Source organism: Bradyrhizobium sp. (assembly GCF_030693485.1).
In the GTDB taxonomy this organism is placed as follows: Bacteria; Pseudomonadota; Alphaproteobacteria; order Rhizobiales; family Xanthobacteraceae; genus Bradyrhizobium.
The window spans coordinates 1-15,032 of the sequence record NZ_JAUYAN010000093.1 but is presented as its reverse complement, the minus strand read 5'-3'; the positions used below and the strand labels follow the sequence as shown (position 1 = coordinate 15,032).

The window sequence follows — 15,032 nt, the reverse complement described above, 5'->3', positions numbered from 1 at the left end:
TCCCTGTTGCCTGGTTGATTATTCCGAGAATGAAGCCGGGCTCAGCTGCGCCTGCTGCGCGCGGTACTCGCTCATCACCAGTTCCCTGATGTAGCTTCGCAGTTCGCCGAACTCCGGCCGCTCCTGCAGCGATTCATCGCGCGGATAGGCGAAGGGCACCTCGATGATCTCCTTGATCCGCGCCGGCCGCGCCGTCACCACCACGATGCGCGAAGCGAGGTAGATCGCCTCCTCCACGGAGTGCGTGATCAGCATGACGGTCTTGCCCTCGGTGGCGAGTACCTTGAGCAGAAGGTTCTGCATGTTGGCCCGGGTCTGGGCATCGAGTGCGCCGAACGGCTCGTCCATCAGCAGAAACTGCGGCTTGACGGCATAGGCTCGCGCGATGGCGAGCCGCTGCCGCATCCCGCCGGACAGATGCTTCGGGTAGGAATTGGCGAAATCCGACAGGCCCATCAGCGCCAGATAGTGCTCGCAGATCTGGTCGCGCTCCGCGACCGGGACGTGATTGGCCTTGAGCTTGAGGCCGAACGCGATGTTGTCCTTGACCGTCAGCCAGGGAAAAACCCCGTACTCCTGAAAGATAACGCCGCGTTCGGGTCCCGGCCCCGTCACGGGATGGCCGTCGAACAGCACCTTGCCGCTGGTCGGCTTCTGAAAGCCGGCCAGCATGCTCATCATCGTGGTCTTGCCGCAGCCGGATGGGCCGATCACCGCGATGAAGTCGCCGTCGTTGATGTCGTAGCTGACATCGTCGACGACCCTGAGCGTGCCCTTCGGGGTCGCGAATTCCAGCGAGACACGATCGAATCTTGCGCGATGAATCGTAGAGGCCGTGCTCATGCGACGGCTCTTTCCTGCCACACCAGCAGGCGGGCGCTGATTCGGCGCAGGATCATGTCCATGATCAGGGCGATGCAGCCGATGCAGATGATGCCGACATAGATCACGTCGAGCAGGAAGTAGGTCGAGGCGTTCTGGATCATGGCGCCGAGCCCGCGCTGCGCCGCGATCAGTTCGGACGCCACCAGGGTCGCCCATGCGACGCCGAGTGCGACGCGGAGCGCGGTCAGGATGTGCGGCACGGTGAGCGGGATGATGACTTTCCGGAAGATCTCGAACTCGCCGGCGCCGAGCGTTTGCGCGACCCGGATGTAAAGCGGGGTGATCTGCGAGACGCCCTCATACATCACGATCACGCCGGCAAAGAACGAGGCGTAGAACAGGATCACGAGCTTCGCCATTTCATCGACACCGAAATAGACGATTACCAGCGGGATCAGCGCGATCGGCGGCAGCGCGCGAAAGAAATTGATCATCGGATCGGCGAAGGTGCGCGCCGGGCGGTACCAGCCGAGCAGGAAACCGACGGGAACGGCGGCGGCAATGCCGAGCATGACGCCGAGAAATACCCGCCGCGTCGAGGCGAAGACGTCGACCAGCAGGCCTTCCTTCAGCAGCAGCTCGACGAACTTGGCGGCCACCTGATGCGGCGCGGGGATCAGCGATTCATTGACGAAGCCGCTCCAGCGCACGCCATACCAGAGTGCGACCGCGCCGACCCACGGCGCCAGCCCGAGTAAAAAGCGCCTCGCGACACTTCCGTCCATTGCATTCGATCCAGCGGCAATTGCGGTTGATCCGGACGCAGTCATATTATAAGTAAGATGACCATACAAGAGGCGGCGACACGCCGTCCGCACGGGCGGTTCCGGATTGCCAGAAATGACATCGCAGACCTTCGCCATCCGGACCGTCAAGGCATTCTGCTATCGCTATCCGCTGGCGACGCCGGTCGTCACGTCGTTCGGCCGGATGCTGGACCGCCCGGCGGTGTTCGTTCGCGTCGAGGATACGGACGGCCATGTCGGCTGGGGCGAGGTCTGGGCCAATTTTCCCGCTGTTGGCGCAGAACATCGCGCGCGTCTGGTCAACGAGGTCCTGGCGCCGGCGATCGCAGGCTTTGCAGCCAGTCATCCCGTGGATGTGTTCGAGGCCCTGACGCAGGCAACTTCGGTGCTGGCTCTGCAATCGGGCGAACCCGGACCATTCGCGCAGGCGATCTCCGGGATAGACCTTGCGGTCTGGGACCTCCATGCGCGCCGCCGCCAAATGCCGCTGTGGAAGCTGCTCGGCGGTAACGGAAGCCGGATCAGGGTCTACGCCAGCGGCATCAACCCCACCGGCTCGCGGCAGATGGCCGAGGCGGCATTAAGCCGCGGACACCGTGCGTTGAAGCTGAAGGTGGGTTTCGACCTCGCTGCCGACCGTTCCAATCTGGCGGCGCTTCGCCAGTTGATCGGCGACGGCATGCTGGCGGCCGACGCCAATCAGGCCTGGTCGACGGCGCAGACGCTGGAGATCGCGCCGCATCTCGGCGAATTCGGCCTCGCATGGCTGGAAGAACCGATCCGCGCCGACCGGCCCTGGGAAGAGTGGCAGACCTTACGTCAACATATCGATCTGCCGCTCGCCGCCGGAGAAAACATCGCGAGCCGGGCAGGCTTCAAGCAGGCGCTCGGCGGCGACGTGTTGCGGGTGGTTCAACCCGATATCGCCAAATGGGGCGGCCTGAGTGTCTGTTCCGACATCGCGGGCGATATCATGAAATCGGGGAAGATGTTCTGTCCGCATTATCTCGGCGGCGGCATCGGTCTTCTGGCATCGGCGCATCTGCTGGCAGGGGTCGGAGGCGAAGGGCTGCTGGAGGTCGATTCCAACGACAATCCGTTGCGCGACCGGTTTTGTGGTCCCGTCATCGACATCCGGGACGGCATGGTGACGCTGGGCGACGATCCGGGCCTCGGATTCGCGCCGGATCTGTCGTCGATCGAAAACTACCGGACAGCCTGAGGCGGGAAGTTCTGCATGTCGGTTCGAGGGTATGACTACATTATCGTCGGCGCCGGATCGGCCGGCTGCGTAGTCGCGAACCGGTTGTCGGCCGATCCGTCCTGCCGCGTGCTGCTGCTGGAGGCCGGCGGATCCGATCGGAATTTCTGGCTCAAGCTGCCGGTCGGCTATTACCGGACGATCTACAACGAGCGCTTTTCGCGGCTATTCAAGACCGAGCCGAGCGAGACCACGGGCGGTCGGGCCATCGTCTGGCCGCGCGGCCGGGTGCTCGGCGGATCGTCGTCAATCAACGGCCTGATCTTCATCCGCGGCCAGCACGAGGATTTCGACGATTGGGAGCGGTTCGGCGCCAAGGGCTGGAGCTATCGCGAACTGCTGCCGTATTTTCGCCGCTACGAGCGCTACCCGGGCGGCGAGAGCCAGTATCACGGTGGACTCGGCGAGTTCGAGGTGTCGGACCTGCGCAACAACAACGTCGCTTCCCGGGCATGGGTCGACGCTGGCGTCGAATTCGGCCTGCCACGCAATCCCGATTTCAACGGCGAGACGACGTTCGGCGTCGGCAGCTATCAGCTCGGCATCGGCCGGCACTGGCGCACCAGTTCGGCATCGGCCTTCCTGGCGCCGGCGCTGCAGCGCGCGAACCTCACCGTCATCACCGGGGCACAAGTCAGCAAGGTGACGTTTCGGGGGCCTGTCGCTGCAGGCGTCGAATGGATCAAGGGCAACGAGGCATTCAGCGCGGCAGCCGACCGTGAAGTCATCCTGTCGGCGGGAGCGTTGCAGTCGCCGCAGATTCTCCAGCTTTCGGGCATCGGCCCGGCCGGACTGCTGCGTGGCTTCGGCATACCCGTCGTGGCCGATTCACCGGAGGTGGGGCGCAATCTGCAGGATCACTACCAGGCGCGGCTGATCGTGCGGCTGAAGCAGCGGATTTCGCTCAACGATCAAGTGCGTAACCCCGTCGAACTGGCGAAAATGGGGTTGCAATGGATGTTCGCCGGCAGTGGTCCTCTGACCGTTGGCGCGGGTCAGGTCGGCGGCGCCGCCTGCACCGAATACGCCGTCGGCGGACGCCCCGACGTCCAGTTCAACGTGATGCCGCTGTCGGTCGACAAGCCCGGTGATCCCCTGCACAGCTATTCCGGCTTCACCGCGTCGGTCTGGCAGTGCCACGGAGCATCGCGTGGACATCTCGCCATCCGCTCCAGCGATCCGTTCGACCAGCCGCGCATCGAGCCGAATTATTTTGCCGAGGAGATCGACCGCAAGACCATGCTCGCGGGCCTGCAGATGCTGCGCGAGATCTATCGGCAGAAATCGTTCAGGGATCTCTGGGATATCGAGATGGTGCCTGGCGAAGCGGTCGAAACTCCCGCCGGGCTGTGGGATTTCGCGCGGACCACCGGCGGCACCGTGTTTCATTGCGTCGGCACCTGCCGGATGGGAAGCGACGGAACATCGGTGCTCGATCCGCAGCTGCGCGTCCGCGGCGTCGAAAGACTGCGCGTGATCGACGCCTCGGTGATGCCGCAGATCACGTCGGCCAATACCAATGCGAGCAGCCTGATGATCGGCGAGCGGGGCGCCGCCCTTGTGATGTCGTAGAGTGGGTCTCGCCGGGCCTTCCGCCGGCTTTCGAAATCGAGAATCTGAAATGGATCTGATTGCCGACAGCCATGTTCCGAAATACGCTCAGATCGCTGACATCTTCCGTCAGCGGGTCGCTCGCGGGATATGGGCGCAGGGCTTGCGGCTGCCGGCCAACGAAGAACTTGCCGCCGAATTCGGCGTCTCGCGTGTCACGATCCGGCAGGCCGTCGATCTGCTGGCCCGCGACGGGATCCTCCAAGCCCGGCAAGGCCGTGGCACCTTCATCATTGGCCAGCTGAAGCAGGACCGCTGGCTCCGGGTCGAAACCACTCTGTCGGATCTCGCCGAGGTGTACCGCGACACTTCGCCTGAAATCATCAACATCTCCGAAAGCCGTACCGACGCACCCTTGATGCCGGAGGATGGCAAGCCGGCCGAGCATTACGTCTTCATGCGGCGGGTGCATTCGCGCAACAAGCGGCCCTATTGCGTGATCTCGATCTATCTGGACGAACGAATATTCCGCAAGCATCCGAAGCGCTTCCGCAAGGAGACGGTGATTCCGATCCTGAAAGACATGCGCGACCCGCCGATCAGCAGCGCGCGGCAGACGCTGACGATCGGCACGGCCGATCTCGAGGTCGCAAGACTGTTGCAGGTTCCCTTGAACTCACCGGTAGCCGAGGTCAGGCGGGTTTTCACAACCGCGGACCGGACGGTGATGTATCTGGGGGAGGTGACCTATCGCGGCGATTTCATCCGGATCGACATGGATCTGCGGCCGTAGCAGGGATTTCCGCGTCAACGCCACATGCCGCGCATGCGGGCGCCGACGTCGATGCGCGGACCGCTGCTGGCGGAACGCGCCGCGGCTGCGGTCGCCGCCAGCGGCCAGACCGTCTTTTCGAACAGATGGAGCAGCCGGTCCGGAATGAAGCGCGTCCGCGACGCATAGACGTGGCGGTCGCCTTGCGCGCTCTGGCCGTGGGTGAAGAAGCGCTGCGGCACCATCAGATGCAGGTCGTCCTTGGCGCGGGTCATCGCGACATAGAGCAACCGGCGCTCCTCCTCCAGCTCCGCGCTGGTTCCGGCGCCGAGGTCGGACGGCATGCAGCCGTCGACCACGTTGAGCACGTAGACCGATTTCCATTCCTGGCCCTTGGCGGAATGGATGGTCGAGAGAACAAGATAGTCCTCGTCGAGCAGTGGCACGCCGGCCTGGTCGCTGGTCGCATCGGGCGGATCGAGTGTCAGCTCGGTGAGGAAGCGCTCGCGCGATGGATAGCCGCCGGCGATCTGTTCGAGCTGGATCAGGTCTGCGCGGCGGGTCTCGGCATCCTCGTGGATGCGGTCGAGATGCGGCTCATACCACAGCCGCGCGCGCTCGATGTCGGCCGGCCATCCGGAGCGGCCGATGTCGGCGATGGCGCCGGTGAACCGGGTCCAGTCGTCGCCGGCGCGGGGAGGCGCGGGCGCGCGCCCGAGCGCCGCGATCGGATCGGCGCTCGCCGCCATGATATCGAGCACCTTCTGCGCCGAGGCGGGGCCGACCCCCGGGATCAGGTGCATCAATCGAAAACCGGCGACGCGGTCGCGCGGGTTCTCGACGAAACGCAACAGCGCCAGCATGTCCTTGATGTGGGCGGCATCAAGGAATTTCAGGCCGCCGAACTTGACGAAGGGGATATTGCGCCGGGTCAGTTCGACCTCCAGCGGGCCGCTGTGGCTGGAGGTTCGAAACAGCACGGCCTGCTGCTTCAGGAGCGTGCCGGTTTCGCGGTTCTCCAGCACACGTTCGACAATGCAGCGGGCCTGGTCGGCCTCGTCGCGGGTGGTGACCAGTTGAGGCTTGATGCCCGAGGTGCGGTCGGTCCACAGGTTCTTGGTGAACCGCTCGCGGGCGAGGTCGATGACGCCATTGGCGGCAGCGAGGATGGTCTGGGTCGAGCGGTAATTGCGATCCAGCGTGATGATGTCGGCCGGCGGACTGAACTGAGCGGGAAAGTCGAGAATGTTGCGCACGGTCGCCGCGCGAAACGAATAGATCGACTGGGCGTCGTCGCCGACCACCGTCAGCCCATGGCCCCCGGGCTTCAGCGCCAGCAGGATCGAGGATTGCAGCCGGTTGGTGTCCTGGTACTCGTCGACCAGCACGTGGTCGAACCGACCGCCGATATCTGCGGCAAGGCCGGCATCGTTCATCGTCTGCGCCCAGTAGAGCAGCAAGTCGTCGTAATCTAGCACGTTCTGCTTCTGCTTGGCTTCGACATAGGCCGCGAACAGCTGCTTCAGTTCGGCCGCCCATCCGCTGCACCAGGGGAATGAGCCGCCCAGCACCTGCTCGATCGGCGCCTCGGCGTTGACGCATCGCGAGTAGATCGAAAGACAGGTGCCCTTGGTCGGAAACCGGCTCGCGGTTTTGGAGTAACCGAGTTCGTGCCGGATCAGGTTGATCAGGTCGGCGGAATCGTCGCGGTCGTGGATGGTGAAGGCGGGATCCAGCCCGATTTGATCCGAATAGTCGCGCAGCAGCCGCGCGCCGATACCGTGGAAGGTGCCGGCCCATTGCAGCGCGTCGGTCATGATGCCGGCCTTGTCGCCCAGCACCTGGCGGGCGATCCGCTCGACGCGTTTGCTCATTTCGGCGGCAGCGCGCCGCGAAAACGTCATCAGCAGAATGCGCCTGGGATCGGCACCGTTGACGATCAGATGGGCGACCCGGTGCGCCAGCGTGTTGGTCTTGCCGGATCCGGCGCCGGCAATCACCAACAGCGGCGAGGCCGGCCTGCCGTCAGGCCCGGGCACAACGCCGTGCTCGACCGCCCGGCGCTGCGCCGGATTGAGGCTTTCGAGGTAGTTCACCGCCGCTGGCACGTCCGAATCGTTCTCCTGATGATTCGACCGTCACTGATTCCCGCTTTGTTCGCAATGCCGCGCAGGCTTCCTGCCGGCCAGGCGCAGGCGGTCGTCGAGAAGATTCAATCCCATGACCGCCGTTTCACCGCCGGCCTCGCCAAACCGAACGCGGGCGTCTAGAGACACTTACCGATTCGATGCCGACGCCCTATTTTTGCCGCTGCCGATCTAGAGAACATCCGCGAGTATTGCCGCCTTATCAAGTTCCGGGGTCGCGATCCCGAACGCTTTAACGATGGCGCTCCGGCGCCTCAGGAAAGCACGCTGCATGACCGACACCTCCATGACGCCCGAGACGCCCAATGTCGCGGAGACGGTGCATTTTCTCCGGCGCTTCGCCGACATGATGTCGGTCGGCCACAACGCGAACTTTCTGCACCATGCGGCCGTTTGGCTGGAAACCCTGTCGACCCGCCTGGCCGCGGCTCAGGATGAGGAGCAGCTCTGGCGCTACAAGTACGAAACCATCGCCGAGCATACCGACGCGCTGGAAGCCGAATGCCAGTCGCTCAAGCATGACCTCGATGGGCACCTCGATTTCGTATCCTCGGCTGTTGGAGAACGCGAGGCGCTGAGAGCGAAGCTGCAGGCGCGGGAAGCCGAAGTAACCGGGCTTAAAGGCGATCTCGACCGCGAACGAGATAAGCTCGCCACAGCAGCGCAGTCGCATCTGCAGGCCCTGGTTGAGCTCCGCGCCACATTCGATCGCGAGCGCGAGACGCTGGCGGCGGCCTTCGACGGCGAGCGCGCGGGGTTCGCGGCGGTGATCGAGCGGCGCGGCGAGGAACTCAACCAGCTTCGCCGGCAACTGGCGGAACAGGCGAAGGCGCATGAACTGGAGTTGTCCCAGCTGCGTCTAGGCTTTGCCGGCGAACGTCACGACCTCGCGGCCCGGCTCAAGGTGAGCGGCGACGAACTCGCGGCGCTTCGCGTCGTGTCCGAGCGGGAGCGCGATGCGCTGATCGCGAAGGTTTCAGGCCTCGAAGCCAAACGCGCCGAACTCCGTTCGGCGTTCGATCGCATTGCCGATCTGAAAAACCAGACCAATGGGTCGCAGGATGGCGCTGCAGATTCGGTTGCCGCAGTAAACGGGCCGGAAGCGGAGGCGCGGTCGAACCCGGCGCAACCGGGCGGCCGAAATCCTGTCGTCGGCGAAGCCGATGTGGTGGTGGCGAGGGCGACGCTGCGGCAGGCTCGCTCCCAGTTCGAATATCTCGCCCATGAATTTACCGGCGCCGGTGACGTCGCGTCGCAGGTGATGTGCGAACTCGGGGCGTTCACCATGGATCTGGCGCTGGGCTCCGGCCGGAAGGCCGATCCGCTACCCGTTGGCGACGTTGCGCTGAGTATCCTTGCCTCGCCCGGTTCGGCGGTTCCAGCCAGCACCGAAACCGGAGCTTCGTCGCGCTGACGCGTCAGCCCGCCGCCTTCACCAGCGCGATCAGTTCGTCGCCGTAATGTTCGAGCTTCTTGTCGCCGATGCCGGGGATGTTGCGAAGCCCGGCGAGCGTGGTCGGGCGCGAGGTCGCGATGCCGTCGATGGTGGCGTCGTGCAACACGACATAGGCCGGCACGCCGCGCGTGCGCGCCACTCCGGAACGCCACGCCCGGAGCGCGCCGACCAGACCGGGATTGGCGGCGCCGCCGGAACCTGCGATTTGCGGCGCGATATCGCCGCGTCTTGATTTCGTCCGGACGGAACGGATGCGGGCGCCGGCGACCTGCTCGCGCAGCATCACCTCGGTCTCGCCCTTCAACACGCCGCGCGCGGTCTCCGTCAGTTTCAATGCGCCAAAGGCCTCGGAGTCCGGTGCCAGATGGCCCATCGCCACCAGCTGGCGGATCACGCCGCGCCACTGCTTTTCGTTGAGGTCGGCGCCGATCCCGAATACCGACAGTTTGTCGTGTCTGAATTGGGTAACGCGTTCGGTCAGGCGGCCGACCAGAATATCGATCAGGTGCATGGCGCCGAACCGCTGCCCGGTGCGATAGGCGCAGGACAACAGTTTTTGCGCGGCCACCTTGCCGTCGCGCACCAGCGGCGGCGACAGGCAATTGTCGCAATTGCCGCATTTGGCCGCCGCCGGGGTTTCGCCGAAATAGCCGAGCAGGCGGCTGCGCCGGCAGTTCGCGGTTTCGGCCAGGCTGACCAGCGCGTCCAGCTTGCCGATCGACACCCGCTTGAACGCTTCGGCGCCGGTGGACTCGTCGATCATGCGGCGCTGCTGCACGATGTCCGACAGGCCATAGGCCATCCAGGCGCTGGACGGCTTGCCGTCGCGCCCGGCGCGACCGGTCTCCTGATAATAGGCCTCGATGCTTTTCGGCAGATCGAGATGGGCGACGAAGCGCACGTCGGGCTTGTCGATGCCCATGCCGAACGCCACCGTGGCGACGATCACGATGCCGTCCTCGTTGATGAAGCGGTCCTGGTTGCGGGCGCGTGTGCCGGCGTCGAGGCCGGCGTGATAGGGCAGCGCCTCCACGCCGGACTTGTTCAGCGCGGCCGCGGTGTCCTCGACCTTGGCGCGCGACAGGCAATAGACGATGCCGGCGTCGCCGGCATGGCGCTCGGCGATGAAGGCTTTCAACTGGGTCTGCGCGTTCTGCTTGTCGACGATTTCATAGCGGATGTTGGGGCGGTCGAAGCTCGCGACGAAGCTCGGCGCGTTGTTCAGCCCGAGCCTGTCGACGATCTCCTTCCGGGTGAGGTCGTCGGCGGTGGCGGTCAGCGCGATGCGCGGCACATCCGGAAAACGTTCGGCGATGACGGAAAGACCGATATACTCGGGACGAAAATCGTGCCCCCATTGCGACACGCAATGCGCCTCGTCGATCGCGAACAGCGCGACATCGGTGCGGCCGAGCAGGTTCAAGCAGCGCGGCGTCAACAGCCGCTCCGGCGCGACATAGAGCAGGTCGAGATCGCCGGCCAGCAGTCGCGCCTCGACCGCGCTGGCCTCCTCATAGGACAGCGTCGAATTCAGCACCGCCGCCTTGACGCCGGCCTCAAGCAGGCCGGCGACCTGGTCGCGCATCAGCGCGATCAGCGGCGAGACCACGATGCCGCAGCCCTTTCGCAACAGGGAAGGCAACTGATAGCACAGCGACTTGCCGCCGCCGGTCGGCATCAGCACCAGGCAATTGCCGCCGCCGGTGACGTGCCGCACGATTTCTTCCTGCGCGCCGCGAAAGCCCGGCAGGCCGAATACGTGGTTCAACACGGAGAGCGCGTCGGGATCGGTATCGGACTTGGTGTTACGGGCAGGGGCCGTAGCAGGAATGGGCATGCGGGACAGGTGATCCGATGAAGGGCTTGCGAAGACGGGATTTCGGAGCCGGCGTGCCGAAGTGATGATCGCCATACGGGCGATCAAGGTCTATTTGATTCGGGCCGCCGCCCATATTCACTTCCGGGCCGGCTGCGAGGAAATATTGGCCAAAGGCGGCCAAAAGCCCGACTTTGCAGCGCTATGTCGGTGCTGCGATCGCGCGAGTGTAGGTTGCCAGATCGAAGTAGTCGCGCCAGATCCTGATTTTGCCGTCGGCCAGTTCGAACACGCCACAGCAGGGCAGATCGACACTTTTGGCCCCCAGGCTGGTTCTGTCGAGACGCTCGGCCATGACGATATCGCCTTGAGAAACGATGTTGAGGACATCCCAATTCGTCTCCGTCCAATCCTTGATGAACCCGCCGATGAACTTGCGCAGGTTGTCGTGACCGCTGACCGGCTTGTTCATCATGTTGTGATAGGTGCCGTTGGGGGTGAAGAATGCGACGATCTCGTCGACATCCAGCCGCGACCACGCTGCGATGAAATTCCGTACGATCTCCTCGTTGGTTCCCATGATCATTTCCTCTGAAGTCGCGAGTAGAAAGGTTGCCGGGCGGGCCGCGGCAATCGAGCTATTTTGGCCTTTTGCGCTGCTGGACGGCCTTGAGGTAGTTGACCGCCGCCTCGGCATCGTCCCGGCCGAAACGGAAAGTCGGCATGCCCGGATGCATGGTGGTCAGGCCGTCCTGCAATCGTTGTACGAAGTCGGTGTCGTACAGTTTCTCCCCGAAAGTGCGAAACGGCGGCGCCTCGGCAAGAGGGCTTTTGCCCGTTTTGCCGACAGCGTGACAGCGCGCGCACATGGTTTCGAGCAACGCCTTGCCGTGTCGCTGCTCGCGATCGAGCGCGTGACTGGCCTGGCTCCAGGCCGCTGTCAGCAGCAGCGCGAGATAAATTCTGTTCATGGCCAGTCCCTATGTCGCGGCAATCTAGCACCGGGTTTCGCCATCGGGGGAATGATTTGTCCAGGTCGACAAGCTCCCTGAAATGCTCGATATTGCAGAGACATGGAGACAGTTTTGTGCGCTTCGCCGGCATGCTGATTGGCGCGACCAACGAAGCGAAGGGAAATCATGACCAAGGCGGTTCTGGGCATCATCGGCGGTTCCGGCATTTATGACCTGCCGGGGCTGGAGAATGCCCGCGAGGATGCGATTCACAGTCCGTGGGGCGAGCCGTCCGCGCCAGTGCGCCGCGGCAGCATCGCCGGCCTGCCGATCGTGTTTCTGCCGCGCCACGACAAGGGCCACCGGCTGTCGCCATCCGACATCAACTACCGCGCCAATATCGACGTGCTGAAGCGCGCAGGCGTCACCGACCTGGTCTCGCTGTCGGCCTGCGGCTCCTTCAGGGAGGATCTGCCGCCGGGCACCTTCGTGCTGGTCGACCAGTTCGTCGATCGCACCCACAAGCGCGAGAGTTCGTTTTTCGGCCGCGGCTGCGTCGCCCATGTGTCGATGGCGCACCCGGTGTCGCCGCGGCTGCCGGTTCATCTGGCCGCCGCCGCCGAGGCCGAGGGCATCGCGGTCGCGCGCGGCGGCACCTATGTCTGCATGGAGGGTCCGCAATTCTCCAGCTATGCCGAGAGCATGACCTACAAGAACCAGGGCTATTCCGTGATCGGCATGACCAACATGCCGGAGGCCAAGCTCGCCCGCGAGGCCGAGATCTGTTACGCGACGGTCGCGATGGTGACCGATTTCGATTGCTGGCATCCCGACCATGATGCGGTGTCGGTCCAGGACATCATCCGGGTGCTGGGCACCAACGCCGACAAGGCGAAAGCTCTGGTGGCGCGGCTCGCCGCCGGGTTTCCGAGGGAGCATGAGCCGTGCCCTGTTGGTTCGGACCGCGCGCTCGACACGGCGCTGATCACCGCGCCGGAAGCGCGCGATCCGGAGCTTCTGAAAAAACTCGATGCGGTGGCGGGACGGATCTTGCGCGGATGAGTTTTATACCGTCGATGGACGCGCCATGAAAGTCGGAGACAGGCACGTCAGGAGCATCTGGCTCGAGAGCGACGGCTGGTCGGTCAGCGCGATCGACCAGCGGCGGCTGCCGCATGATTTCGCCGTGGCCCGGCTGACGACCAGCGATGCCGCCGCCGATGCGATCCGCTCGATGCTGGTGCGCGGCGCGCCACTGATCGGCGCGACCGCGGCCTACGGCATGGCGCTGGCGATGCGGGCAGACGCTTCCGATGCAGCACTCGATCAGGCCTACAAGACGCTGGTGGCGACGCGGCCGACCGCGATCAACCTGCAATGGGCGCTCGACGCCATGCATTCGCTGTTGCGGCCGTTGCCGGCATCGGAGCGAACGGCGGCGGCCTATTGCCGCGCCGGTGAAATTGCCGAGGAAGATATCGCCATCAACAAGGGCATCGGCCGGCATGGTCTTGGCCTGATCGAAGCCATCGCGGCGCGCAAGAAACCGGGCGAGCGGGTCAACCTGCTGACCCATTGCAACGCCGGCTGGCTGGCGACGGTCGATTGGGGCACCGCCACCGCGCCGATCTACCTGGCGCATGACCGCGGCGTCGCCGTCCATGTCTGGGTCGATGAAACCCGTCCGCGCAACCAGGGCGCCTCGCTGACAGCCTGGGAACTCGGCCATCACGGCGTGCCGCACACGGTCATTCCCGACAACACCGGCGGTCATCTGATGCAGCACGGCATGGTCGACCTCGTGATCACGGGCACCGACCGGGTCACCGCTGACGGAGACGTCTGCAACAAGATCGGCACGTATCTCAAGGCGCTCGCCGCGCACGACAATGGCGTGCCGTTCTATGTGGCGCTGCCTTCACCGACCGTCGATTTCAGTGTCCATGACGGCGTGAAGGAAATTCCGATCGAGCAGCGCGGGCCTGAGGAAGTGACGCACATGACCGGGCGGACCGCCGATGGCAGGATCGAAACGGTGCGCATCGTGCCCGAGGGGTCGCCGGTTGCGAATTATGCGTTCGATGTCACGCCGGCGCGGCTGGTGACGGGGTTGATCACCGAGCGCGGCGTGCTCAAGCCCGATCGCGCCGCGCTATCGGCGGCTTTTCCCGAACGGACAGCGGCCGCCGCCGAATAGCCAAGGAAGCAAGCGTATGCAGAGTGCCTGGATCGATCGCGATGCCGATGCGGCCATTGCCCGCTATGCCGGCCTCGGCCGCGACGTGGCGCTCAGGGTCTATACCACGCGCCTGCTGGGCCAGGATCCGCGACTGGTGCTGCATGGCGGCGGAAATACCTCGGTGAAGACGCGGCTTGCCGATCTCAACGGCGACACCGTCGACGTGCTCTGCGTCAAGGGTTCCGGCTGGGATATGGGCTCGATCGAGCCGGCGGGTCTGCCGGCGGTGCGGCTCGCGCCCCTGCAAAAACTCCGTGCCCGCGAAAAACTGTCGGACGAGGAAATGGTGCAGTTGCAGCGCGCCAATCTGATCGACCCGATGGCGCCGAACCCTTCCGTGGAGGCGTTGCTGCACGCCTTCATCCCGCACAAATTCGTCGACCACACCCATTCGACGGCGGTGCTGGCGCTCACCGACCAGCCCGATGGCGAAGCCTTGTGCCGCGAGGTTTACGGCAATCGGGTCGGCTACGTTCCCTACATCATGCCGGGTTTTGGTCTCGCCAAAGCTGCGGCGCAGGTGTTCGACGCGGATCCCTCGGTTGAGGGTCTGGTGCTGGTCAAGCACGGCATTTTCAGTTTTGGCGCCGGCGCGCGGGAGGCCTATGAGCGCATGATCGCGCTGGTAAGTCTGGCGGAAGAACGGTTGACTAGAAATCGCAAGCCGGCATTCCCGAGCGCAAAACTCCCGGCGCAGCCGGCGCGGCTCGCCGACGTCGCGCCGATCGTCCGCGGTGCCTGCAGCCTGCCGGACGGCAAGAGCGACGGCGCCTGGAAGCGCTTTGTGCTGGATTTTCGCAGTGACGACGCGGTGATGAACTTTGTCAACGGCGCGGATGTGGCGCGCTACGGCCAGGCCGGCGTGGTGACGCCGGATCACAACATCCGCATCAAGAACAAGCCGCTGGTAGTCGCCGCGCCCGAAGACGGCGACCTCGCCGGCTTTGGCAAAGCGGTTCGCGATGCGGTTGCAGCCTATGGCGCAGCCTACAACGACTACTTTGCCCGCAACAATGCGCGCGTCGGCGGGATCAAGACCATGCTCGATCCCGCGCCCCGCGTGGTGCTGGTGCCTGGCATCGGCCTGTTCGGGCTCGGTCGCAGCAAGAAGGACGCGCGCGTCGCCGCTGATCTGGCCGAGGCCGCGATCGCCACCATCACCGACGCGGAAGCGGTCGGCCGTTTCGAGCCGCTGCCGGAAGCCGA

The 15,032-nt window shown here is 64.7% G+C and carries 13 protein-coding genes; 7 read left to right on the top strand and 6 right to left on the bottom strand.

Annotated elements, in window-relative coordinates:
• Positions 1 to 18: 18 nt before the first annotated feature.
• Positions 19 to 843 carry an ABC transporter ATP-binding protein gene (locus Q8N40_RS06830; RefSeq protein ID WP_305319348.1) on the bottom strand — a complete coding sequence of 275 codons (825 nt, stop codon included), beginning with the start codon at positions 841 to 843 and terminating at the stop codon, positions 19 to 21.
• Positions 840 to 1,610 (bottom strand): ABC transporter permease, encoded by a 771-nt coding sequence (locus tag Q8N40_RS06825; RefSeq protein ID WP_305319347.1) that lies wholly within the window; start codon positions 1,608 to 1,610, stop codon positions 840 to 842. Before Q8N40_RS06825 ends, Q8N40_RS06830 begins: the two co-directional genes overlap by 4 nt.
• Positions 1,611 to 1,725: 115 nt before the next feature.
• On the opposite strand from Q8N40_RS06825, the gene Q8N40_RS06820 reads away from it, so the two are divergent.
• From Q8N40_RS06820 to Q8N40_RS06810, 3 genes are read left to right on the top strand one after another with little or no spacing between them, the layout of a single operon-like run.
• Positions 1,726 to 2,853 (top strand): mandelate racemase/muconate lactonizing enzyme family protein, encoded by a 1,128-nt coding sequence (locus Q8N40_RS06820; protein ID WP_305711269.1) that lies wholly within the window; start codon positions 1,726 to 1,728, stop codon positions 2,851 to 2,853.
• Positions 2,854 to 2,868: 15 nt separating this feature from the next.
• On the top strand, positions 2,869 to 4,464 hold the full coding sequence (locus tag Q8N40_RS06815; RefSeq protein ID WP_305711268.1) for a GMC family oxidoreductase: 1,596 nt from the start codon (positions 2,869 to 2,871) through the stop codon (positions 4,462 to 4,464).
• 49 nt (positions 4,465 to 4,513) lie between these two features.
• Positions 4,514 to 5,236, top strand: a complete 723-nt coding sequence (locus Q8N40_RS06810; RefSeq protein ID WP_305711267.1) for a GntR family transcriptional regulator — start codon at positions 4,514 to 4,516, stop codon at positions 5,234 to 5,236.
• A gap of 14 nt (positions 5,237 to 5,250) precedes the next feature.
• Here the strand turns inward: Q8N40_RS06810 and Q8N40_RS06805 are convergent, their stop codons facing one another.
• Complete coding sequence (locus tag Q8N40_RS06805; protein WP_305711266.1) at positions 5,251 to 7,323, bottom strand: ATP-dependent helicase; 2,073 nt, start codon at positions 7,321 to 7,323, stop codon at positions 5,251 to 5,253.
• A 310-nt stretch (positions 7,324 to 7,633) separates the two neighbouring features.
• Between Q8N40_RS06805 and Q8N40_RS06800 the strand changes: the two genes are divergently transcribed.
• A complete protein-coding gene (locus tag Q8N40_RS06800) occupies positions 7,634 to 8,776 on the top strand; it encodes a hypothetical protein (protein ID WP_305711265.1) in 1,143 nt (380 codons plus the stop codon).
• A 4-nt stretch (positions 8,777 to 8,780) separates the two neighbouring features.
• Here Q8N40_RS06800 and recQ read toward each other — a convergent pair whose 3' ends face one another.
• From recQ to Q8N40_RS06785, 3 genes are all read right to left on the bottom strand, one after another.
• Positions 8,781 to 10,655, bottom strand: a complete 1,875-nt coding sequence (recQ, locus tag Q8N40_RS06795; protein WP_305711264.1) for a DNA helicase RecQ — start codon at positions 10,653 to 10,655, stop codon at positions 8,781 to 8,783.
• Between the two features lie 181 nt (positions 10,656 to 10,836).
• On the bottom strand, positions 10,837 to 11,214 hold the full coding sequence (locus Q8N40_RS06790) for a limonene-1,2-epoxide hydrolase family protein (protein ID WP_305711263.1): 378 nt from the start codon (positions 11,212 to 11,214) through the stop codon (positions 10,837 to 10,839).
• Positions 11,215 to 11,272: 58 nt separating this feature from the next.
• Positions 11,273 to 11,605, bottom strand: coding sequence for a cytochrome c (locus tag Q8N40_RS06785; RefSeq protein WP_305711262.1), 333 nt, complete (start codon positions 11,603 to 11,605; stop codon positions 11,273 to 11,275).
• Positions 11,606 to 11,773: 168 nt separating this feature from the next.
• On the opposite strand from Q8N40_RS06785, the gene Q8N40_RS06780 reads away from it, so the two are divergent.
• The 3 genes from Q8N40_RS06780 to Q8N40_RS06770 all read left to right on the top strand — a co-directional run.
• Positions 11,774 to 12,649 carry an S-methyl-5'-thioadenosine phosphorylase gene (locus Q8N40_RS06780; RefSeq protein WP_305711261.1) on the top strand — a complete coding sequence of 292 codons (876 nt, stop codon included), beginning with the start codon at positions 11,774 to 11,776 and terminating at the stop codon, positions 12,647 to 12,649.
• 25 nt (positions 12,650 to 12,674) lie between these two features.
• The gene (mtnA, locus tag Q8N40_RS06775; protein ID WP_305711260.1) at positions 12,675 to 13,784 is read left to right on the top strand and encodes an S-methyl-5-thioribose-1-phosphate isomerase; all 1,110 of its coding nucleotides are present in this window, start codon (positions 12,675 to 12,677) and stop codon (positions 13,782 to 13,784) included.
• Positions 13,785 to 13,800: 16 nt separating this feature from the next.
• Positions 13,801 to 15,032: class II aldolase (locus Q8N40_RS06770; protein ID WP_305711259.1), on the top strand; the 1,232-nt coding region annotated here is incomplete at its 3' end.

Coding starts and splice junctions, on each gene's coding strand:
- Q8N40_RS06810 (WP_305711267.1), top strand. CDS start 4,514: ATGGATCTGATTGCCGACAGCCATGTTCCGAAATACGCTCAGATCGCT.
- Q8N40_RS06820 (WP_305711269.1), top strand. CDS start 1,726: ATGACATCGCAGACCTTCGCCATCCGGACCGTCAAGGCATTCTGCTAT.
- Q8N40_RS06790 (WP_305711263.1), bottom strand. CDS start 11,214: ATGGGAACCAACGAGGAGATCGTACGGAATTTCATCGCAGCGTGGTCG.
- mtnA (WP_305711260.1), top strand. CDS start 12,675: ATGAAAGTCGGAGACAGGCACGTCAGGAGCATCTGGCTCGAGAGCGAC.
- Q8N40_RS06825 (WP_305319347.1), bottom strand. CDS start 1,610: ATGGACGGAAGTGTCGCGAGGCGCTTTTTACTCGGGCTGGCGCCGTGG.
- Q8N40_RS06830 (WP_305319348.1), bottom strand. CDS start 843: ATGAGCACGGCCTCTACGATTCATCGCGCAAGATTCGATCGTGTCTCG.
- Q8N40_RS06785 (WP_305711262.1), bottom strand. CDS start 11,605: ATGAACAGAATTTATCTCGCGCTGCTGCTGACAGCGGCCTGGAGCCAG.
- Q8N40_RS06815 (WP_305711268.1), top strand. CDS start 2,869: ATGTCGGTTCGAGGGTATGACTACATTATCGTCGGCGCCGGATCGGCC.
- Q8N40_RS06800 (WP_305711265.1), top strand. CDS start 7,634: ATGACCGACACCTCCATGACGCCCGAGACGCCCAATGTCGCGGAGACG.
- Q8N40_RS06780 (WP_305711261.1), top strand. CDS start 11,774: ATGACCAAGGCGGTTCTGGGCATCATCGGCGGTTCCGGCATTTATGAC.
- recQ (WP_305711264.1), bottom strand. CDS start 10,655: ATGCCCATTCCTGCTACGGCCCCTGCCCGTAACACCAAGTCCGATACC.